Source organism: Prauserella flavalba (genome assembly GCF_003202235.1).
Taxonomy (GTDB): domain Bacteria; phylum Actinomycetota; class Actinomycetes; order Mycobacteriales; family Pseudonocardiaceae; genus Prauserella_A; species Prauserella_A flavalba.
Genome location: NZ_MASU01000011.1, coordinates 1 through 20930 on the forward strand (window position 1 = coordinate 1; position 20930 = coordinate 20930).

General features: G+C 69.9%; 18 protein-coding genes, 3 tRNA genes and 1 pseudogene. 13 read left to right on the forward strand and 9 right to left on the reverse strand.

Annotation, left to right across the window (positions count from 1 at the left end; translation table 11 throughout):
* Positions 1-44 precede the first annotated feature (44 nt).
* Complete coding sequence (locus BA062_RS24430; protein WP_110337431.1) at positions 45-1178, forward strand: IS701 family transposase; 1134 nt, start codon at positions 45-47, stop codon at positions 1176-1178.
* 337 nt (positions 1179-1515) lie between these two features.
* Here BA062_RS24430 and map read toward each other — a convergent pair whose 3' ends face one another.
* Positions 1516-2319, reverse strand: coding sequence for a type I methionyl aminopeptidase (gene map / locus BA062_RS24435; protein ID WP_110340634.1), 804 nt, complete (start codon positions 2317-2319; stop codon positions 1516-1518).
* A 221-nt stretch (positions 2320-2540) separates the two neighbouring features.
* Here map and BA062_RS24440 point away from each other — a divergent pair, with 221 nt between their 5' ends.
* Genes BA062_RS24440 through BA062_RS24450 form a run of 3 tightly spaced genes read left to right on the forward strand, consistent with a single transcriptional unit; the run spans position 2541 to position 7450 of the window.
* Positions 2541-3962, forward strand: coding sequence for a hypothetical protein (locus BA062_RS24440; RefSeq protein ID WP_110340636.1), 1422 nt, complete (start codon positions 2541-2543; stop codon positions 3960-3962).
* Positions 3962-4921 carry a glutamate ABC transporter substrate-binding protein gene (locus tag BA062_RS24445; protein ID WP_110340638.1) on the forward strand — a complete coding sequence of 320 codons (960 nt, stop codon included), beginning with the start codon at positions 3962-3964 and terminating at the stop codon, positions 4919-4921. Before BA062_RS24440 ends, BA062_RS24445 begins: the two co-directional genes overlap by 1 nt.
* Before the next feature lie 21 nt (positions 4922-4942).
* A complete protein-coding gene (locus tag BA062_RS24450; protein ID WP_110340640.1) occupies positions 4943-7450 on the forward strand; it encodes a serine/threonine-protein kinase in 2508 nt (835 codons plus the stop codon).
* On the opposite strand, the gene BA062_RS24455 is transcribed toward BA062_RS24450, so the two are convergent.
* The 4 genes from BA062_RS24455 to BA062_RS24470 form a co-directional block, all read right to left on the reverse strand.
* Positions 7443-8600, reverse strand: a complete 1158-nt coding sequence (locus BA062_RS24455) for a metallophosphoesterase (protein ID WP_110340642.1) — start codon at positions 8598-8600, stop codon at positions 7443-7445. The two genes, BA062_RS24450 and BA062_RS24455, sit on opposite strands and share 8 nt — an antisense overlap.
* Positions 8600-9178 carry a PaaI family thioesterase gene (locus BA062_RS24460; protein WP_210406985.1) on the reverse strand — a complete coding sequence of 193 codons (579 nt, stop codon included), beginning with the start codon at positions 9176-9178 and terminating at the stop codon, positions 8600-8602. The genes BA062_RS24455 and BA062_RS24460 overlap by 1 nt, the downstream gene beginning before the upstream one ends.
* A 9-nt stretch (positions 9179-9187) precedes the next feature.
* Positions 9188-10585: an MFS transporter gene (locus BA062_RS24465; RefSeq protein ID WP_110340646.1), complete on the reverse strand. Its 1398-nt coding sequence runs from the start codon at positions 10583-10585 to the stop codon at positions 9188-9190.
* A gap of 142 nt (positions 10586-10727) precedes the next feature.
* Positions 10728-11942 carry a L,D-transpeptidase gene (locus BA062_RS24470; protein WP_245959983.1) on the reverse strand — a complete coding sequence of 405 codons (1215 nt, stop codon included), beginning with the start codon at positions 11940-11942 and terminating at the stop codon, positions 10728-10730.
* A 454-nt stretch (positions 11943-12396) separates the two neighbouring features.
* On the opposite strand from BA062_RS24470, the gene BA062_RS24475 reads away from it, so the two are divergent.
* Positions 12397-12600 (forward strand): cold-shock protein, encoded by a 204-nt coding sequence (locus BA062_RS24475; RefSeq protein WP_009156738.1) that lies wholly within the window; start codon positions 12397-12399, stop codon positions 12598-12600.
* 87 nt (positions 12601-12687) lie between these two features.
* Here the strand turns inward: BA062_RS24475 and BA062_RS24480 are convergent, their stop codons facing one another.
* A complete protein-coding gene (locus tag BA062_RS24480) occupies positions 12688-13131 on the reverse strand; it encodes a hypothetical protein (RefSeq protein ID WP_110340648.1) in 444 nt (147 codons plus the stop codon).
* 489 nt (positions 13132-13620) lie between these two features.
* Between BA062_RS24480 and BA062_RS24485 the strand changes: the two genes are divergently transcribed.
* The 4 genes from BA062_RS24485 (at position 13621) to BA062_RS24500 (ending at position 14498) form a co-directional block, all read left to right on the forward strand.
* Entirely contained in the window at positions 13621-13869 is a 249-nt protein-coding gene (locus BA062_RS24485; protein ID WP_110340650.1) for a hypothetical protein, read from the forward strand.
* Positions 13870-14230: 361 nt separating this feature from the next.
* Positions 14231-14303 (forward strand) — tRNA-Glu (locus tag BA062_RS24490).
* Positions 14304-14316: 13 nt separating this feature from the next.
* Positions 14317-14393, forward strand: a tRNA-Asp gene (locus BA062_RS24495).
* 28 nt (positions 14394-14421) lie between these two features.
* Positions 14422-14498, forward strand: a tRNA-Phe gene (locus tag BA062_RS24500).
* Between the two features lie 112 nt (positions 14499-14610).
* Here BA062_RS24500 and BA062_RS24505 read toward each other — a convergent pair.
* Entirely contained in the window at positions 14611-15333 is a 723-nt protein-coding gene (locus BA062_RS24505) for a trypsin-like serine protease (protein ID WP_110340652.1), read from the reverse strand.
* 251 nt (positions 15334-15584) lie between these two features.
* Between BA062_RS24505 and BA062_RS24510 the strand changes: the two genes are divergently transcribed.
* The 3 genes and pseudogenes from BA062_RS24510 to BA062_RS24520 all read left to right on the forward strand — a co-directional run bounded on the left by BA062_RS24510 (position 15585) and on the right by BA062_RS24520 (position 17518).
* Entirely contained in the window at positions 15585-16412 is an 828-nt protein-coding gene (locus BA062_RS24510; protein ID WP_110340654.1) for a maleylpyruvate isomerase family mycothiol-dependent enzyme, read from the forward strand.
* Positions 16405-16975, forward strand: a pseudogene (locus BA062_RS40605) (sugar O-acetyltransferase). Before BA062_RS24510 ends, BA062_RS40605 begins: the two are co-directional and overlap by 8 nt.
* A 57-nt stretch (positions 16976-17032) precedes the next feature.
* A complete protein-coding gene (locus BA062_RS24520) occupies positions 17033-17518 on the forward strand; it encodes a Pycsar system effector family protein (RefSeq protein ID WP_110340658.1) in 486 nt (161 codons plus the stop codon).
* Here BA062_RS24520 and BA062_RS24525 read toward each other — a convergent pair.
* The gene (locus tag BA062_RS24525) at positions 17510-18517 is read right to left on the reverse strand and encodes a LacI family DNA-binding transcriptional regulator (RefSeq protein WP_110340660.1); all 1008 of its coding nucleotides are present in this window, start codon (positions 18515-18517) and stop codon (positions 17510-17512) included. The two genes, BA062_RS24520 and BA062_RS24525, sit on opposite strands and share 9 nt — an antisense overlap.
* A 180-nt stretch (positions 18518-18697) precedes the next feature.
* Here BA062_RS24525 and BA062_RS24530 point away from each other — a divergent pair, with 180 nt between their 5' ends.
* Positions 18698-19639 (forward strand): alpha/beta hydrolase fold domain-containing protein, encoded by a 942-nt coding sequence (locus BA062_RS24530; protein WP_110340662.1) that lies wholly within the window; start codon positions 18698-18700, stop codon positions 19637-19639.
* 117 nt (positions 19640-19756) lie between these two features.
* Here the strand turns inward: BA062_RS24530 and BA062_RS24535 are convergent, their stop codons facing one another.
* Positions 19757-20764, reverse strand: coding sequence for a LacI family DNA-binding transcriptional regulator (locus tag BA062_RS24535; RefSeq protein WP_110340992.1), 1008 nt, complete (start codon positions 20762-20764; stop codon positions 19757-19759).
* Positions 20765-20930 lie beyond the last annotated feature (166 nt).

A 20930-nucleotide genomic window follows, 5' to 3' on the forward strand; every position in this document is an offset into this window, starting at 1 on the left:
TAGTACTGCAACGGCAGTTGGCGGTGTTGTGGTAGATCATCCCGGTGGTGGTCGATGTGGTGATGGATCAGCTGGACCGGGTGCACGAGCGGATCGCGGGCCGGTTCGGACGGTCTGAACCGCGGAATCGGGCTAGGGAGTACGTATCGGGCCTGGTCGCAGGGTTGGAGCGGAAGAACGGCTGGACGCTGGCCGAGCAGGCCGGGGAGGTGTCCCCGGATGGGATGCAGCGGCTGCTGCGCTGGGCGGACTGGGACATCGACGGGGTCCGGGACGACGTTCGCGACTATGTCATCGAGCACCTCGGCGAGCCCGGTGGCGTGCTGATCGTGGACGACACCGGGTTCCTGAAGAAGGGCACGCGCTCGGCCGGGGTGCAGCGGCAGTACTCGGGAACAGCCGGTCGGATCGAGAACTGCCAGATCGGCACGTTTCTTGCCTATGCCTCGTCTCGTGGGCATGCGCTGATCGACCGGGAGCTGTATCTGCCCGAGCCGTGGATCGCCGACCAGGACCGGTGCCGGCGGGCAGCGATCCCGGAGGGCACCGAGTTCGAGACCAAGCCGCGTCAAGCCATGGCGATGCTGGCGCGGGCGTTCGCCGCGAAGGTGCCGTTCGCGTGGATCACTGCTGATGAGGCGTATGGGCAGGTCAAGTACCTGCGGTTGTGGCTGGAAGCCCACGATGCCGCGCACGTGCTGGCCACCAAGGTCAACGACACCCTGGTCACCACCGGCGGTGGCGAGGCCCGAGCCGATGAGCTGATCGCGGAGTTGCCCGCTCGGGCGTGGCGGCGGTTGTCGGTCGGGGCCGGGGCACACGGGCCACGAGAGTATGACTGGGCGCGGGTGCCGATCCGGATCGGCTGGCAGGCCGGGCGCGGGCACTGGCTGCTCGCCCGCCGCTCGCTCTCGGACCCGACCGAGATCGCCTACTACGTCTGCTACGGACCCCGCCGCTCCACCCTGCTGGATCTGGCCTGGATCGCCGGAGCTCGCTGGCGGATCGAGGAGTGCTTCCAGCAAGCCAAGAACGAAGCTGGACTCGATCAATATCAGGTCCGGTCCTGGCGAGCGTGGTATGCCCACATCACCCTGTCGATGCTCGCCCACGCCTGGCTCGCCGTCTCCCGATCCCTCGCCACAAAAGGGGAGCTGACGTCGCTGAGCCGGGCATGATCGGGTTCACGCTACCGGAGATCCGGCGCCTGCTCACCAAGTTGGTCTTGCGTGTCACCGACACCGCTCACCACGTCTGGGCCTGGTCCCGCTGGCGCCGCCGACGACAACACCAAGCCCGGCTCAGCCACTACAAACGCCGCGGCCACCCACTCACCTAACTGCCGTTGCAGTATTAGGCCGCGTCTGACAATCCCGTCGCCGGCTGCGCGGGCACCCGCGCCCGGGGCATGCGTTGGAGGAAGGCCCGAGTACGACCCGGTACGAGGGCTTCCCTCCGCCTTACGAGCCACCACGCTGATCCACGCTCGCACGGCAGAGGATTGTCAGACACGACCTAGCCGTCTGTTGTGGAGGGACGCGCGGCGGACTCCGCTTCCCGCCGCGTGAGCACCAAGGGGCCGTCCTCGGTGATGGCGACCGTGTGCTCGGAGTGGGCCGTGCGTGAGCCGTCGGCCGACCGGATGGTCCAGCCGTCGGGGTCGTAGACGATCCGGTCGGTCGTGCGGGCGAACCAGGGTTCGAGCGCGAGCGTGAGCCCCGGCCGGAGCTTCAGGCCGCGGCCTGCCTTGCCCTTGTTGGGGACGTGGAGGTCCTCGTGCATGGTGCGGCCGATGGCGTGCCCGCCGAACTCGGTGTTCACCGGATAGCCGTGGTCGCGGGCCACCGCCCAGATCGCCGCGGAGATGTCACCGAGGCGGTTGCCGGGGCGCGCCACCTCGATCGCCGCCTCCAGGGCTTCCTCGGTGGCGCGGATGAGCCGCAGGTCCTCCTCGGCGGCGGTCCCGACGACGATCGTGCGCGCCGAGTCGGCGACCCAGCCGTCGATGCTCACCGCGAGGTCCGCGCTGAGCACGTCACCGTCGCGCAGTGTGTAGTCGTGGGGCAGGCCGTGCAGGACGGCGTCGTTGACGGAAAGGCAGATGACGTTGCGGAACGGGCCCTTGCCGAAGGACGGCGCGTAGTCCCAGTAGCACGACTCCGCGCCGCGTCGTTTGATCATGCCGCGCACGTGGTGCTCGAGGTCGAGGAGGTTGACGCCGACGTCGGCGCGCCTGCCGACCTCGGAGAGGACCTCGGCGACGAAGCGCCCTGCCACGTGCATGCGTTCGATTTCCGCGGGCGTCTTCAGTTCGATCACGGATACCTCGCGTCACAGGGTGTCGGTATTACTATACCGGCACACTAGCACCTGTTGGTATAGTAATACCAGTCGGCTGTCTCGCTGAGGCGCTCCGCCCTCCGCCGCGGGCGCTCGATTACAGCCCCGCCACGATCTTGGTCCGTTCGTGGAGTCCGTGGTTCTCGTTGCCGGGACTCGGCTACGGTCATGCGGGTGCTGGAACTGGGTGGAGGAACGCGATGACGAGCACCGTGACCCCTCGCGGTCCGGGTGTGCCCGCACCCCCTGCGCAGCCCGTGCCCCCGGTGCCCCCGGAGGAGCCGCGTGGTGCGCGCTCGGGGCTCGCCTGGCTGCTCGAACTGCCGGGCAACGCGGTCCGCGGCATCACCCGCTCTGCCGCGACCACCCCCGGCAGGCTCTCGCTCATCGCGACCGGACTCATCGTGCTGGCCCTGCTCACGGGCGTGATCGGCACGGTGTCCGTGCAGAACCGCGCGAACACGATCGACGATCTGATCCACCACAGGGAGCCGCTCGCGGCGTCCGCGCAGGAGGTCTACCGGTCGCTGTCCGACGCCGACGCCACGGCGGCGAGCGCGTTCCTCTCCACCGGCTCGGAGCCGCCCGAGCTGCGGGAGCGCTACGCACTGGACATCGCCAAGGCGGGCGCGGCGCTCGCGAGGGCGGCGTCGGACTCTGGCGGGGTCGCCGAGGCGGCGAGGCAGGTCGAGATCCTCAGCCAGCAGCTGCCGGTCTACACCGGGCTGGTCGAGACCGCGCGTGCCAACAACCGGCAGGGCTTCCCCGCAGGCGCGGCGTACCTGCGGGAGGCGTCCGAGCTGATGCGGGCGAAGATCCTGCCGGCCGCGCAGGAACTGTACGAGATCGACACCGACCGGCTCGCCGAGGAGCAGGACGACGCCACCGGCGTCCCGTGGCTCACCGCCCTGCTCGTGCTCGGCCTGCTCGGCGCGCTCATCGGCACGCAGATCCACCTCAAGCGCAAGACCAACCGCGTCTTCAACGTCGGCCTCGTGGTGGCCACGGTCGCCGTGGGCATCGCGATCCTGTGGAGCGCCGCGGCGCTCACCGTGCAGAGCGTCCTCGTCAGCAGCGGCGGCAGCGACGGCACCGAACAGTCCGATCTGCTCGTGCGCGCCAGGATCGCCGCGCTGCAGGCCCGCGCGGACGAGACGCTGACGCTCGTCGCGCGCGGCGGTGGCGAGTCGTACCAGGAGGAGTACACGCAGCTGATGGGGCGGCTCGTGGGTGAGGACGGCAACGGCGGCCTGCTCGGCGAGGCGGCGGACCGTTCGGAGGGCCTGCCCTCGGCTGGGCACGTCGACTCGGCCATCACGCACGCGACCGCGTGGCGCGAGGCCCACGCCGAGCTGCGCGAACTGGACGGCTCCGGCAACTACGACGGCGCGGTGCAGATGGCGATCGACGGCTCGCAGGACCGCACCGCGGCCGCCGCGTTCAACCGCCTCGACCAGGAGCTGGCCGCCGCGATCGAATCGGGGCGGCAGTCCTTCCTCGACGACACGACCAACGCCTCGCGCGCGCTGGTGCTGCTGGCGCCGGGCTTCGCGGTTCTCGCCGTGATCGCCGCGCTGGGTATCACGCTGGGCATCCGGGAAAGGCTGCGGGAGTACCGCTGATGACACCTACGAAACGACTTGGCGTCGCGCTGTCGGCGCTCGCGCTGCTGATCGCGGGCTGCGGGTCGCCGGGTGCGCCCGTGGATCCGGCTCCCGTCGGTTCCGTCGAGCGGCCCCAGCCCGCCAACGCCGCCGTGGAGAACGACGTCGAGGGCGGGGGCGCAGGCGACACCAGCTGCGACCCGACCGCGAGCCTCCCGCCGAACGGGGCCATCGAGTCCGGGTCCACGATGGACGAGATCCGCGATCGCGGCTACCTCAGCGTCGGCGTCGACCAGAACACCTTCCTCTTCGGCTTCCGCAACCCCACCACGGGCGCGCTGGAGGGCTTCGACATCGACATCGCCAGGGAGGTCGCGCGCGAGATCTTCGGCGACCCCAACGCCGTGCAGTTCCGGGCGATCACCTCGGCCCAGCGCATTCCCGCGCTGCAGAACGGCGACGTCGACATCGTCGTGCGCACGTTCTCGATCACGTGCGAGCGACTCGAGGACATCTCCTTCTCCACCGTGTACTACATCGCCGGGCAGAAAGTGCTCGTCGACAAACACTCCACCGTGAAGGGCATCCAGGACCTCGGCGGCAAGCGCGTGTGCGCCGCCAAGGAGTCCACGTCGCTGAAGAACATCGCCGCGGCCGACCCGAAGCCGGTCCCGGTGTCGGTGGACGACTGGTCCGACTGCCTGGTGATGTTGCAGCAGGGCCAGGTCGAGGCGGTGTCCACGGACGACACCATTCTCGCCGGGATGGCCGAGCAGGACCCCACGGTCAAGATCGTCGGCGAGCGCTTCACCGACGAGCTCTACGGCATCGGCGTGCCGAAGGAGAACGAGGACATGGTCCGCTTCGTCAACGCCGTGCTGGAGCGGGTGCGCGGCGGCGCGTGGCAGCAGAGCTACAACAGGTGGCTGCTGGAACGCCTCGGCCCCGCAGGCCCGCCCGCCCCCAACTATCAGTGACAGCTCCCGGAGGTAGCAGCAGTGTCGGATGAGCCACGCCGTCCTCGGCACGCCGCGCCGGACGACGAGCCGGAGAGCAGCGGCTGGACGCAGCCACCGGAGGTCCTCACCGGCTCGCAGCCGTCCCCGGCCGAGCCGCCCGCGCGGCCCGCGGCGCCACCGCCCGTGCCGGTCGCGCCGAACACGCAGGTCATGACTCCGCACTGGCAGGGCAACAGCGAGCCGCAGCCCACGAGCGTGCTCGCGGCGCCCGCGCCCGCGACGGAGAGCATCACGCCACCCGCGCCGCCGCCGGAGCCGTCCGGACCGGGCACGCTACCCGACCCCGGCACGGAGAGCGTCCTGCCGCCGAGCACCAGCGGCGGCATCGTCCCCGGAACCGGTGCGGGCACGGGCCCCGGCACCGGATCGGGCGCGTTCCCCGGCACGTCCCGTCGCACGGGCTCGCGCACGGCCCGCCGCGGCAGGCTCGGCGCGGGCCTGGTCGAGGTGCCGCAGGTGCCCTACCGCGACCCGGCGTCGGCGGTGCTGACGAACCCGATGGTCTCCGAGGAGAAGCGGTTCTGCGGCAACTGCGGCGCCAAGGTCGGCCGCGGCCGCGACGGCGAGCCCGGCAACCCACAGGGCGTGTGCGAGAAATGCGGCACGCGGTTCTCGTTCGTGCCGAAGCTCCAGCCGCACGAGCTGGTCGGCGGGCAGTACGAGGTACTCGGCGCGCTCGCCTACGGCGGGCTCGGCTGGATCTACCTCGCGCAGGACCATAACGTCAACGACCGGTGGGTCGTCCTCAAAGGACTGATCGACACCGGGGACGCCACCGCGATGGCGGCCGCCGTCAACGAGACCCGCTTCCTCGCCGAGGTCGAGCACGCCAACATCGTCCGCATCTACAACTTCGTGCAGCACCCCGATCCCGACACGGGCACGTCCGTCGGCTACATCGTGATGGAGTACGTCGGAGGGCAGTCGCTGCGGCAGCTCGCACTCGCCCACCACCGGGAGACCGGGCGGGCCGAGCCGCTGCCGATCGGGCAGGTGATCGCCTACGGGCTGGAGATCCTGCCCGCGCTGGGCTACCTGCACTCGCAGGGCCTGCTCTACTGCGACCTCAAGCCCGACAACGTGATCCAGACCCACGAGCAGCTGAAGCTCATCGACCTCGGTGCCGTGCGCCGCATGGACGACTATTCGAGCCCGCTGTTCTTCACCACCGGTTACAGCGCCCCCGAGCTGCCGACGCGCGGCGCGTCGGTGGCCTCCGACCTGTTCACGGTCGGCCGGACGCTCGCGGTGCTGAGCTTCGAGTTCACGGGCTACACCACGAAGTACAAGACGACCCTGCCGAGCCAGGACGACGTCCCGTTGTTCAAGCTGTTCGGCTCCTACTACCGGTTCCTGCGCCGCGCGACGCACGCGGACCCGGACCGCCGGTTCGTCTCCGCCGAGGACATGGCCGACCAGCTCACCGGCGTGCTGCGCGAGATCATGTCGCTGGGCACCCGCAAGCAGCGGCCCGCACCGTCCAATGTGTATGGTCCGGAGACCAACACGTTCGGCGTCGACATGGTGGTGCCCGAGCCGGGACAGAGCGTGCCGCTGCCCGACCCCGCCGAGGTGGTCGCCGGGCTGCCGATCCCGCAGGTGCACACCGACGACGCCGGTGCGGGCGTGCTCGCCACCACGGCGTCGGCCGACCCGAGGACGGCCATCGAGGCGCTCGCGGGCGCGCCCCGGGAGTCGATCGAGGTGCGGCTGCGCATCGTGCGCGCCCGCATCGAGCTCGGCGAGCTGGCCGAGGCGAACCGGCAGCTGCAGGCCGCGCAGTACCTCGCGATCAAGGCCGGGTACCCGCACGACTGGCGCATCGACTGGTACCGGGGGCTCATCGAGCTCGCGGGCGGCAGGCCCCGCGTCGCGCACGTGGCGTTCGACTCGGTGTACGACGAGCTGCCCGGCGAGATCGCGCCGAAGCTCGCGATGGCGTTCAGCGCGGAGAGCGTGGGCGACTACTTCAACGCCTCCCGGCTCTACGAGCTGGTGTGGCGCACCGACCGCTCCTACGTGAGCGCCGCGTTCGGGCTCGCGAGGGTGTACCTCGCGCAGGGGGCCCGCGCGAGCGCGATCGAGGTGCTGGAGTCGGTGCCGTCGTCGTCGACGCACCACGTCGCCGCACAGGTCGCCGCCATCAAGATCAAGACGAGGATCACGGGCGGCGGCGCGCAGGACACGAGGGAACGCGACATCGTCGACGCGGGCGCCAGGCTGGAGCGTCTCGCGCTCGACGCCGAGCGCCGCACGAGGCTGTCGGCCGAGGTGCTGGAGGCCGCCTTCCACTGGGTCTCCTCCGGCGGCTCCGGCAACGGGCGGGCGCAGGGCGCGAAGGTGCTCGGCTGCGACCTCTCCGAGCGGGAGCTGCGGTTCGGCCTCGAACGCTGCTACCGCGCGCTGGCGAGGCTGGCGGGCAGCGCGGAGCAGCGGATCGAGCTGGTCGACAAGGCCAACGCGATCCGCCCCCGCACGCTCACTTAGTGAGCTCCACGATCGTGATGTCGGGCGGAGCGCCGACCCGCACCGGCGGGCCCCAGAAGCCTGCGCCGCGCGTGACGTACATCTTCGTGTCGCCGAACGTGTAGGACCCGGCGACGGCGCCCTGCTGGAGGCTCACCGCGAGCTCGAACGGCGACAGCTGCCCGCCGTGGGTGTGCCCGGCGAGCATCAGGTCCACGTCGTGGTCGACGGCGCCCGGCACGTCGCGCGGCTGGTGCGCGAGCATCACCACGGCACGGTCGGGGTCCCTGCCCTCCACGGCACGGGCGACGTCGCCGGGATCCTGCCACTGGTAGCCGGTGTGGTCGTTGATGCCGGCCAGCTGGAACACCCCGCCGTTGTGCTCGATGTCGACGTGCTCGTTGCGCAGCGGCCGTACGCCCAGCGACGGCAGGTGGTCCACCCACTGGCGATAGCCCGAGTAGTACTCGTGGTTGCCGGTCACGTAGAACGTGCCGTGCGTGCTCCGCAGGTCCGCAAGCGGAGCCGCGGCCTCCGCGAGGTGCTCCACGTCGCCGTCCACGAGGTCGCCCGCGATGGCGACCAGGTCGGGACGCTCGGCGTTGATCAGCTCCACGATCCGCTCGGTGAACGAGCGGCCGACGATCGGCCCGAGGTGCACGTCGCTGATCAGCGCGATGCGGCAGCCCGCCGCGCGCGGGTCGAGCCTGCGCAGCGAGATCGGCACCCGCGTCACCGTCGGCGCTCCCGTCGCGACCGTGACGCCATAGCCGACGAAGCCCGTGGCCACCACGCCAGCCACCGCCGCGCTGCCCCTGGCCAGCACCACGCGCCTGCTGACGCCCTTCGGCCCGTCGGTCTCCGGTTGCGGCTCCCCACGCACCCAGCGGCGCAGGAACAGCCGGGGGATCTCCAGCACCAGCAGTGCCAGCAGCAGGTAGAAGAACAGTGCCAGCCACAGGTAGCCGGGCCAGGCGAACCACTGCGCGATCGCCGGGTCGATGGTCGTGCCCAGCGTGAGCGCGGCGACCATCAGCAGCATCAGCATCACGAGCGCCGCCGTGCCGATGCGGCGGGCGCGCGTGCCGCGGCCGGTGGTGTCGGCCACCAGACGCTTCCACAGATACAGGTGTACGACGGCGAGCAGGGCGCTCGCCACGAGGATGAACATCAGGGGTTGATGTCCCATTCCTCGCGTCTGCGACGAGCCGACGCGGCGAGCTTCTCGAGTGCGTCCTTGTCACCGTGCGTCGTGAAGTGCTCGACCCCCACCGTGACGAACAGGCCGCGCGCGCGGACCGCGACCGGGCCGTCGCCCGCGTCGAGCCTGCCGTCGGCACTCGCGTAGGTCTTGCGGCCCGCGACACCGTCAAGCCTGGCCGTGATGAACAGCGTCGAGCCGACCGGCACCGGGCGCACGAAGTCGGTCTCCAGCTTGGCGGTCACCGCGGGCTTGCGCAGCAGGTTGCCGACCGCCGCGCCGAGCGCCTCGTCGAACGCGCAGGCCAGCAGCCCGCCGTGCGCCAGCCCCGGTGCGCCCTGGTGGGCCTCGGTGACGGCGAACTCCGACACCACCTCGGGGCCGTCGGTGACCGACGACTGGAGGTGTAGACCTACCTCCACCTCGTCCCCGCAGCCGAAGCAGTGCGAGTAGTGCACACCCAGCTTGCTGCCCGGCTGCGGGGCCTTCGGGTGGGGAACCGCCGGCTCGGTCTCCACCGGCGGCCAGCTCTGTCCAGCGTTGCTCACCCGGCCAAGTTAGCCGGTTGCCGGTGCGGACGGCGTGGTGGTGGTGCTCTCGCACTGGCGCGAGCTGACGATCCCGCGCATCGAGACGCCGTTGGTCTCCGGCAGGAGCAACACCGGGACCGTCGCGATCGCGGCGGCTCCCATCAGGTAGAACGCGGGCCACAGGGTGTTGCCGGTCGCGTCGACGAGCGAGCCGACGACATAGGGCGCGGTTCCGGCGAACAGCGCCGTCGACACGTTGTAGCCGATGGAGAAGGCGCCGTAGCGGACCTGTGTGGGGAACATCGCAGGCAGCGTGGACGCGACGACGGCGAGGAACAGCACCAGGCAGGCGCCGATCATCGCGAGGCCGCCGACGAGCATGGCCGCGTTGACGCTGCCGTTCTCGCCCACGCTGTTCTCCATGAGCGTGAACGCCGGGATCGGGAGCAGCAGGAAGCCCGCACAGCAGGCGATGAGGATCGGCTTGCGGCCGATGCGGTCGGAGAGGCTGCCGATCGGCACGATCACCACGAGCATCGCGAGGATCACGCCCATCACGATCAGCAGCGGCGCGTCGCCCTTCATGCCGAGCACGTCCTTCAGGTACGTCTCGACGTAGGCGAGCATGATCCAGTCGCCGACGTTGAGCAGGATCACCAGGCCGATGAGGTGCAGGATCGACTTCCAGTGCTGGGTGAGCAGCTCCTTCAGCGGAGACTTGGAGACCTTCTTCTGGTTCTCGATCTCGCGGAACACCGGGGTGTCCTCGAGCTTGTTCCGCAGGTACAGACCGACGAGGCCGAGGGGGCCCGCGATCAGGAACGGGATGCGCCAGCCCCACTGCTGCATGGTCTCCTCGCCGAGGAGCACGGTCGAGAGCGTCACCACGCCCGCGCCGAGGAAGAACCCGACGAGGGTGCCGAACTCCAGCCAGCTGCCGAGGAAGCCGCGCCGCTTGTTGGGCGCGTACTCGGCGATGAACGTGGCCGCGCCGCCGTACTCGCCGCCTGCGGAGAAGCCCTGGAGGGCCCGCAGCAGGATCACGAGCACCGCGGCGGCGGGACCGATCTGTTCCCACGAGGGCAGGAGGCCGATCGCGAACGTGGAGCCCGACATGAGGATGACGGTCAGCGCGAGCACCCGCTGCCTGCCGAGCTTGTCGCCGAGCGGGCCGAGCACGAAGCTGCCGAACGGTCGAATGACGAACGTCACCGCGAGCACCGCGAAGGTCGCGAGTGCGCCTTCCGACGTGCTGCCCGCGTTGAAGAAGACCTGGCCGAGGATGGCAGGCATGAAGCCGAAGACACCGAAGTCGTACCACTCGATGCAGTTGCCCATCGCCGAGCCTGCGACGGCCTTGCGGACATCTTTCGGATCAGGTTCGTAGGTCGCACCCTGTGTCTGGGGTGCTGCGTCCTCCGGCATTGGGGACCTCCCGGCACTGGCTTGCGTTGTTCAATCAGTGTCGGAAAATTTCAAGCATGGTGCCACTTGGGCAACGGCTTTTGTCCGGAACATGACGAGGCGCCGGGAGATCTGGGTCTCCCGGCGCCCTTCGACCCGTTCGTCAGCCGTTCAGCGCCGACATGGAGGTCCACTCCTCCCAGGAGTAGGTCCAGTCGTGGTAGTCGCCGTCCTTCGGGCCCAGCTGCTGGGTGCTGCCCTCGATCTCCACCGGGTCGCCGATGAGCGCGCTGTCGAAGTACTCCTTGGCGTTGGCGTCGGACAGGTTGATACAGCCGTGTGAGACGTTGTTCGACCCCTGGTCGCCGACCGACCACGGCGCCGCGTGCGTGAACTCCCCGTTGTTCGAGATCCGCACGGCCCAGCTCACCTCGAAGTCCTCGTAGCCGTAGCCCGGGTTGTTCATGAAGTACGTCGAGTGCTTGCTCATCACGACGTGCGTGCCGCTGCGCGTGACCCGGCCGGGATCGGAGTCGAGCCCGAAGCTCGCGGGGTAGTCGGCTACGAGCTGCCCGTCGCGGTACACCCGCATCCGGTGGGTCTGCGTGTTGGCCTTCACGACCTGCGAGCGGCCGATGGTGAAGTTGGAGGTCAGGTCGGCCTCTCCGTAGGCGCCGTCGCCCATGGGCACCCCGTAGATCAGCGCCTTGACCGCGACCTGCGTGCCCGGCTGCCAGTACTCCTTGGGCCGCCAGTGCACCGACGTGTCGCCCTCCAGCCACGCCCACGAGCCCTCGGTCTTCGGCGTGGTCTCCACCGAGAGGGCCCGCTCGACGGCCGCCTTGTCGGTGACCGGGCTGTCGAAGGTCAGCGTGATCGGCATGGCGACGCCGTAGGTCTTGCCGTCGCCGACGTTCAGCCGCCCGCCCATGGTCGCCGAGGGTGACACCGTGGTGAACGAGCCCGCGATCGGCGTCGGCTCGCCCTCTGAGTTCACGGCGGTCCCGGACCACGTGTAGGTCTTGTCGTACCCGAGCGGCTCGGTGACCGACCAGCTCCGCTTGTCGGCGGCGAGTTCGCCCGCGACCTCCTTGCCCTCCGGGTTCTTCAGCGCGACCGTCTCGATGGTGCCGTCGGTGACCGAGACCTTCACGGCGTCCCGCGGTGCGACGCCCTGCGCTCCGTCGGCGGGCTGCGCGACGACCTTGGCCGCCGGAGCCGACTGGTCGCCGGGCTCTCCTTGCTGCTGGGGGCTTTCCCCTCCGCCGCCCTCACCCGAGCACGCGGTGAGTGCCAGTAGGAACGCCAGTACGAGCGCCAGCAGCCCGCCGGTGCGCCCGCCGCGTCCGAACCGCGGCCCCCGGTGTTGGTGTGTCACGTTCACTGCCCCTTTGATCTCCCCGTGTACCCCCACTGACGCCCGGTGAAAGCCGTTCGTTGCATCGCGAGAAATGTGACCGCGACCACAGCAGCGGGTTGTAGTTCAGCTGTGCGGGCGACGGCGCGGTTCCGCTCCGTGAGTGGAAGCCGGGCTGCTGGGCGCGACCGTCACCCCACTGGGAAGGTTGATCGGCGGAGCCGCGGATTATGCAACCTCTCCGGGAAGAGTCCGCCCAGTTGGACCAACCTGCGGTTGCGGGGTTCGCAAACGGCCATCAGCCGGTAGGCTGCCTGGTGGCCGTCGTTTTGCGTGTTAGTGGCTTCACACTCGCGGAACTTCTGACGCGAGCCCTGAGCCGCCGCGCTCTTTGCTCGTCTCGTTGGAACCGCCCGGGACGGCCAGGGCATCGCTTCGGCGGTGTTCATGCGGAACAGCAACGAGGAGTAAAACGGTGGCGCAAGGCACTGTGAAGTGGTTCAACGCCGAGAAGGGCTTCGGCTTCATCGCCCAGGACGGCGGCGAGGGCGACGTGTTCGTCCACTACTCGGAGATCGAGGGTCGCGGCTTCCGCACGCTCGAGGAGAACCAGCGAGTGGAGTTCGAGGTCGGCCAGGGTCAGAAGGGGCCGCAGGCTCAGAAGGTTCGCGCTCTCTAAGGGCGTCACCCCCTGACTGCATCGAGCCCCCGGCGGAGTTTCCGCCGGGGGCTCGATCGTTTTCGCGTCGGTGTCGGTCAGCGTCCGTCAGCCGAGGCTGCCGCGAAGGGGCTGGTCCCACTGCTGATGGTCGAAGACGTACTGGTCGGTCTGCGGTTCGCGCTCGGGCGTCTGCGCGCGGTGCGGCTGGCGGAGGTCGGACCCGGCCTGCGCCTCCCAGGCGAGGCGCTCCAGCACCCATTCCTGGGCGAGGGCCTGCGGCGAGGTGCCGCGCTCGATGGCGAGGTCCTTGAGCTGCTGGCTGGCGATGAGGTTCATGCGGAGCTGGTAGACCTGCGCGTCGCCGAAGCGCCTGCCGGACCCGGTGCTCTCCGGGTCGGTCTCGGGCGCCAGCGCCGCGAGGTAGCTCGTCAGCTCGTGGTCCTCGGCGGCGGGGTCCGCGTCCTGTGTGGTGGCGCCGCTGTGCCGGCCGCCGTTCACTGCCTTGAGGTTGGTGCGGCTGCTGAGCCGTCCGAATGAGGGAAAAGGCACCCGGACACGATAACGGTTGTGTCTCGGCCGCGATATGCCTGTGACCGTACCCACACCGCGTGTCGCGCTCTTTTTCGCCAAGTTGTGCCATCTGGAGTAGCGGCTTACTCGCCTGGCCCAGCAGGTGAATGCATTCCGTAGCCGAGAGTCGTTTCCCGGCGGGCAAGATCGAATTGGTACGGAAATGGAGAGGCCCCCGCGCCAGGGGGAGGAACGCGGGGGCCGGAGGGGATCTCCACAGGCGCTGACCGGGGGTGTGTCAGCACGTTGATTGTTACATGACTGGGCCGGGCCCCGCGAGGGTTGCGTCCGAAAAAGGGCTCCGACCTGTCATTTCTCCGTTGCCGGAACGACATTTCCGAACTGTCCCCGAATGGCCGCTCAAGTCCACGCAGCGTGCTTGGAGCTTCACTCTGCGGGGGGCTGTCGAGGGGTTCCCCCGCTGGCTAGCCTCGCGGCCAAGGTGATCCAGAAGCCCTTGGAGGAACCATGAGCGGGTCTGTGGAAGTGCGGCAGTTCCTCCTTCGTTACGAGGGAGAAGGGCAGGGTGCCGGGCTCGGCGGCGTGCCGGCGCAGCGGGCCGGACAGGCCGACGCTCCGCGGGTCTCCGACGACCAGGTGCGAAGGGCGAGGCTCGCCGTGGCGCGAGGAGCCCGTGGGATCGAAGACTGCGCCCAGCTGCTGGACATGCTGGGACTCAAGCCGGACGAGGACGGCAACGCGCCGGTGCAACGCTAGGCGTGGTGTGCTGGGCCCCCAGACTGCCCAGGTGCACACCCCCTGGTCGTGCACCTGGGCAGCACGAGGCTCAAGTTACTGGTCCAGACCCTCCTGAGGCAATCGATTGCCGGTGGCGACAGCGTTTCGCCACAGGGTCTTTCGCTTTCGTAAACATGACGACAAGGTTTTCGTAACGCTGTTGTCCGCGGTGGCGACCCGCGGGCGCTCGTCGGCGACCGGTCCGGCCCGAAGGAGGGTTTGTGCAGGTCAGAGTGGATGGGGTACCCGCTGTTAATGGGGTTGTGGGGGTGTCCTAGACTAGTCATCGCTCCCAGGGAAGACCTGAGAGCGCGGTCGGTCGGTTCGCCGAACTGGCCGGGCTCCCATCGTCTAGTGGCCTAGGACTCCGCCCTTTCAAGGCGGCAACGCGGGTTCGAATCCCGTTGGGAGTACGCAACACAGTAAGGCCCTGTGGCGCAGTTGGTTAGCGCGTCGCCCTGTCACGGCGAAGGTCGCGGGTTCGAGTCCCGTCAGGGTCGCCAGAGCGTTCGGCTCCCAGCCGGCGTATCCGGCCAGGTAGCTCAGTTGGTACGAGCGTCCGCCTGAAAAGCGGAAGGTCGCCGGTTCGACCCCGGCCCTGGCCACCACCGTCAGAACCGCCCAGACAGAGGTCAGGGCGGTTTTTTCGTGTTCGAGACCGATCCGGCGCCGCCGCGTGTGATCACGTCGGCGGCGCCGGGCTCGTTCGTCCCGCTACGGCTACCGGATGTGCTCCATGATCCAGCCGCGGAGCACGTCGGACCGTGCGGCGCCCTCCTCCTCCGCGTGCGGGCAGTCCGGGCCGCCGACCTCGGTGGCGACGAGCTCGTATGTGCCGTCCTCGGACTCGGAGAAGAACGGGGCGCCCGAGTCGTATGGGCACGCGCTCACGTCGCGCTGCGGTGCGTGCCCCGTGACGTTGACGCCGAGCTCGTCGAAGCCGGTCACGGTGAACTGGCCGGTCTGCATGCGGTCGGGCCGGTGGCTGAGGTCGGCGGTCGCGTCGGCCGAGCCCCAGCCGACGAGGCGCACGATGTCGTCCTTGGCGGGTGCGCTGTCGCTGACCCTCAGCGGCTCGATGCCGGCGACCGGCTCGGCGAGCCTGGCGATGGCGACGTCCGCGTTCTCGCCCTGCACGACGTCGACGACGTCAACCTTGACGCCGTCATCGCCCGACAGCGTGGCCTGGCCGATGGTCGCGGTGACCTGATAGCGCGGCGGACCGCTGACGCGGTTGCGGTCGCCGTCGTGGAAGCAGTGACCCGCGGTGATGATCCACTGCTCGGAGATGAGCGCGCCGGAGCACGCGCTGGCGTAGGTGGTGCCGTCGCCCCTGGTGATCTCGGGCATCGACAGCGCGGTGGAGAACGTGTACTCGCCGTCGGCGACGTTCTCGCCGTTGGCGATGGCGTTCGCGGGAGCCGCCTGCAAGAGTGAGAGCATCGTCAGACCGGCAACGGCGGTCCCGATGCGGAAAGATCGGTACAAAGTTCATCCCCAGTTGGTGACTTGCTGACGTTCGCCACCCTATCGGGTGTTGTTCGGCGGGCCGAGGCGGTCGACGCCGAGTCGTCCGATGTGGACTGATCGGCCTCGACGACCTCGACACCGAACCACCCGAACTGGTGCCCAGTACCCGTGACGTCGGTTAATCGGTTGAGCCCGCTGGGTGCGGCGCGATACGACTCGAAGGCATGACCGACTTCGCCTGGCTCGGTGAGCCGATCGACGCACGCAAGCTGTTCCAGCCCGAACGTGCCGAACTCCTGGCGCTCCTGGGTGGGCTCGAGGCCGAGGACTGGACGCGCACCGCCGTGCCTGGATGGAGTGTGCGCGACCTCGCGGCCCATCTGCTCGGCGACGACTACGGGCGCCTTGCCCGTGATCGCGACGGGCACGGCGGGCCGGGGCCACGGGACGGCGAGGGCCTCGCGGGCTTCATCCACCGCATCAACCAGGAGTGGGTCGACGCCTGCGCCCGGCTCAGTCCACGCTGCCTGATCGACACGCTCACCCTGACCGGCGAGCAGATCGCCGCGCTCTGGCAGGGCAGCGATCCCGACGGGCGCAGCCTCGGCGTCTCGTGGGCCGGGGCCGATCCCGCGCCGCTGTGGCTGGACTGCGCCCGCGACCTCACCGAGTACTGGGTGCACCGGCAGCAGATCCGCGAGGCGGTCGGCCTGCGGCCCGACCTCGGCGAGCCGTTCCTGCTGCCCGTGCTCGACACGTTTCTGCGCGCGCTGCCGTTCACGCTGCGCGACATCGCTGCCGAGCCTGGGACGCGCCTGGACGTGAGTGCGGCAGGCCGCACGTGGACCGTCACGGCCACGGCGAGCGGCTGGTCGCTTGGCGCGCCGGCCACGGGGGAGCCCGCCGCGGTGGTGCAAGCCGACCCCGACACCCTCTGGCGGCTGTGCACGCGCGGTATCGAGCCGGACGAGGCCGTCGCGCGGAGCCGGATCGAGGGCGACGAGCGGCTCGGCAGGGCGGCGTGCCGGATGGTGTCGATCATCCATGAGTGAGCAGAAGGACCGCATGCTGCGCGGCGAGTGGTACCGGGACAGCGATCCGCAGCTCGTGGCCGAGCGGCGGCGTTGCCAGGACCTGCTCGACCGCTTCAACGCGACCTCCTCCGGGGAGTCCTCGCGGCGTCGGGAGCTACTTCGCGAGCTGCTCGGTGAGCTCGGCGACGGCTCCTGGGTCATGCCTCGTTTCCAGTGCGACTACGGCTACCTCATTCGCATCGGGCCGAACAGCTTCCTCAACTACGACGCCATCCTGATGGACTGCGCGCCCATCACGATCGGCGCCGACGTCTCGATCGGGCCGCGCGCGCAGCTGCTCACCGCGCTGCATCCGCTGGACGATCACGAGCTGCGCCGCGAGCGCTGGGAACGGGCCGAGCCAATCGTGGTCGGCGACAACGTGTGGTTCGGCGGCGGTGTGATCGTGTGCGCCCGGGGTGACCGTCGGCGACAACACCGTGGTCGGCGCGGGCAGTGTCGTCACCAGGGACCTACCCTCCGGCGTGCTCGCGGCGGGCAACCCCGCGCGGGTGGTACGGAAGCTGGATCGGTCCACCTGAGGGAGACGTTAGCCCGGTCCCGCCCCGTGCGGCTCCGAACCTCGGCATGATGCGGTGATGACGGAAGTTCGGGAAGGGCTCGACCCCGCGAAACTGGAGGATTTCCTGCGGGAGGAGCTGGCCCGGGGCGACGCGGCGATGGCCCGCACGGAGACCAAGGCGAGCATGCTCCTCGCGGTGTTCAGCCCCATCGTCACCGTGGGCGTCGCCGTGCTGCCAGGCGCCACCACCCCGCTGCCGGCCCTCCTCGCGTTCTGGGCGGCGCTGTCGTTGCTGGCCACCGCCCTGCTGCTGTTGCTGTGGAGCGTGCGGCCGCGGCTGGGCGGCAGTGGTTTCGCCGTCTACGGGTCGATGTCCGACGCCGAGCTCGCCGAGCGCATCACCGAGCTCGCGGGGGATCCGCAGCGCTGGCATCGGGAACGGCTGCTCGTGGTGGTGCGACTGGGTGCCAAGAAGTTCCGCCTGCTGCGGGCGGCGACCAACCTGATCATCGCCGCGCTGCTGTGCGCTGTCGCGGCCGGTGTCGTCGCCGCGTCAGTGTGACCTGGTGAGGCTGGTCGAGGCCCGCACCACCAGCTCGGGTTCGAACACCACCGTCTGGCGTGCCACCGGCTCGTCGCCGTCCGCGGTCTCGGCGATGAGCAGCTCGGCAGCCGCCCGGCCGAGCCGCCGGGCCGGCTGGCGCACCGACGTGAGTGGTACCGCGGCGGCGCCGGCGAACTCGATGTCGTCGTAGCCCACGATCGCCAGCTCGTCCGGAACGCGGACGCCCGCCGCCACCATGCCCTGCAGCACGCCCAGCGCCAGCAGGTCGTTCGCGCAGAACACCGCTGTCGGCCTCGGGCTCATGCCGAGCAGGCGGGACGCGGCGTCGCGGCCGGAAGCCACGTCCAGCTCGGAGGTCTCCAGCACCGACAGCCGCGCCGAGGAGGCGTCGAGCACGGAGCGCACGCCCGCCTCGCGGTCGCGGCACTGGGCGAGAATCGACGGTCCGTTGACGAAGGCGACCTCGGTGTGCCCTGTCTCGACGAGGTGACGTGCCGCGAGCGCTCCACCGGTGACGTCGTCGACGGACACGGAGCTGGCCTCGTCGGCGGGCACCCTGCGGTCGACGAACACGTACGGGATCTCGCTGCGCCGGAACGTCTCCAGCGCGGCGCCCGAGGTGTCGACGGGGCTGAGCAGCACACCCCTCACGCGCTGCTCAGCCAGCATCGACAGGTACGAGACCTCGCGGTCGGCCCGGTGGCCGCTGTCGCACGTGATGACGTGCAGACCCTCGTCCTGTGCGGTCTCCTCCGCGCCGCGCGCGATGTCGACGAAGAACGGGTTGCCGAGGTCGAGCACGAGCAGCGCCATGATCCGGCTGCGGCCCGCCCGCAGCTGCCGGGCGGACTCGTCGCGCACGTACCCGAGTTCCTGGATCGCCGAGAGCACCCTGGCCCTGGTGCTCGCCGATACCATGTGCGGGCGGTTGACGACGTTGGAGACCGTGCCGATCGAGACCCCGGCGCGTCGCGCCACGTCCTTGATCCCGACCATGTGTCCCCTCGGTTCTCGCCTCGCCGGAGCCTATCATTCGCGTGAAACGATTCATGAGTCAATGGCCCGGTATGCCCTGCTCGAGTGGCCGGGAGCACCGTTGCGGTTGCCGACGCGGCCCCGATTCCTAATACGTTTCAACGACGTTTCCGCGTCGGTGCGAACGGGTAGCCGGGCGCCGTGTTCAGGGGTACGAGTCTGCGCGCCCGCCTGTTCATCGCACGGTTGTGGCTCACGCGGGCGAAGAAGACGTATGCCGATGTCGGCGCGCTGCATCGCAGCATCGAGCAGAGCCAGGGGCCCGGCGCGGCGCAGCCGCCCGCCACGTTGTGGCGGAGGCTGTCGGTGAGGTGCCGCGAGGTCGACGGCAGGCCGTGCTACACGCTCGCACCGAAGGCGCCGACGAGCAGCAAGCACGTGCTCTACTTCCACGGCGGCGCCTACGTCCACCAGATCCAGAAGGATCACTGGTCGTTCTTCGAGCGGCTCATCGAGCGCACCGGCTGCACGGTGACGGTGCCGATCTACCCGCTCGCGCCGGACCACAAGTCCGACGAGACCGTGCGCATGATCAAGGACGCCTACAACGAGCTGCTCGGCGACACCGACCCGGGCGACCGGGTGATCATGGGCGACTCGGCGGGCGGGGCGCTCGCGCTCGTGCTCTCGGAGGCGCTGGAGGAGGCACACGAGCCGCAGCCGAAGGAGCTCGTGCTGATCTGCCCGTGGCTCGACATCACCATGACCGATCCCGCGCTGCCTGAGCTCGACCGCATCGATCCGTATCTCGCCGTCGCGGGTTTGCGTGAGGCGGGCCGCCTGTACGCCGGCGACCTCGACAAGCGTGACCCGCTCGTGAGCCCGCTGTTCGGGCCACTGTCCAATCTGGGCCGGGTCAGCGTCTTCGTCGGTACGCGCGACGTGCTGCTCGTCGACGCGCGCCGCCTCCGCGATCGCGCGCGGGACGTGGGCGTCGGGCTGGAGTACCACGAGTACCCCGGCATGTTCCACGCCTGGCTCCTCGCCGACATCCCCGAGGGGCACGACGCGCTGAAGCGCATCGCGACGGTGGTCGGCCGCGTGCGCGAGTTCCCCCACGAGACCCGCGAGTCCCCCGCCTGAGCCCGCGAGTCTCCCGCTCGGGCACGCGAGTTGCCCGCCCGGGGCGAGCGGGAACGCACAACTCGGCGTCCTGAACGCACGACTCGCGGGCTAGAGTGCACGACTCGCGGGTGCGGGTCAGGGTTGGGTCGAGTCTCTGGTCACCAGTTCCGGTTTGAACATGACCTGCTGGTGGGCGTGGGTGTCCGGGTTGTCGCACTCCTCCACGAGGAGCTGGGCGGCGGCCCTGCCGATCTGTTGCGTGGGCTGGCGGATGGACGTGAGCGGTACTGCCGCGTCGGCGGCGAACTCGATGTCGTCGTAGCCGACGATCGCCAGGTCGCCGGGCACCCGCCTGCCCGTGGACAGTGCTGCGCGCAGCACGCCGAGCGCCATGAGGTCGTTGGCGCAGAACGCCGCCGTAGCGGGCTCGCCCTGTTCGAACCGGGCGCGGGCGACGTCGTGAGTGCTGCGCGCGTTCATCACGGGGATCTCCACCACCTCGATCGCGGCGTCCGGATCGAGGCCTGCCGCCGCGACGGACCGGCGCAGGCCGGTGAGGCGGTCGGCGCACTGGCTCAGCCCGAGCGGCCCGGAGAAGTAGACGATCCGCTCGTGGCCCTGCGTCACCAGGTGCGCCCCCGCCAGCTCTCCGCCCACGACGTCGTCCACGGCCACCGAGCAGCAGTTGACCCTCGGGTCGTGCCGGTCGACGAGCACCGTGGGCGTGCCCCGTTTGCGCAGCGCGTCGAGCCGGTCGGAGCTGACCTCGATCGGCGTGATCAGCACCCCGCGCACGCGCTGCTCCTCCAGCACCTGGAGGTACCGGTTCTCGCGCGAGGTCTGGTCGTCGGAGTTGCACAGCACCACGGCGTAGCCGAGCTCGTCGGCGACCTGCTCCACCCCGCGGGCCACGTCGTGGAAGAACGGGTTGGCGAGGTCGAGCACGATGAGCCCGATCGAGCGGCTGGTGCCCGCCCGTAGCTGCGCCGCGGAGGAGTTGCGGACGAAGCCGAGCGCCGCGATCGCCGACTGCACGGCGGCCCTGGTGGGCTCGGCGACGCGCTCGGGGTGGTTCAGGACGTTGGACACGGTGCCGACCGAGACGCCCGCGTGCACCGCGACGTCCTTGATGCTCGGCGACATCGGGGACATACCCTGCCTCGCTCTGTGCTGAAACGTTCAACCGATCGGTTGGACGCCAGGGATTCTTCGATGGGAAGCAAGCTAACACGAGCCGACGCGGCCGGCCCCGCCGGATCGTTATCAAAGAGCACGTCAACCAGGGTCTTGACGGCGCGCTCGGAACGGC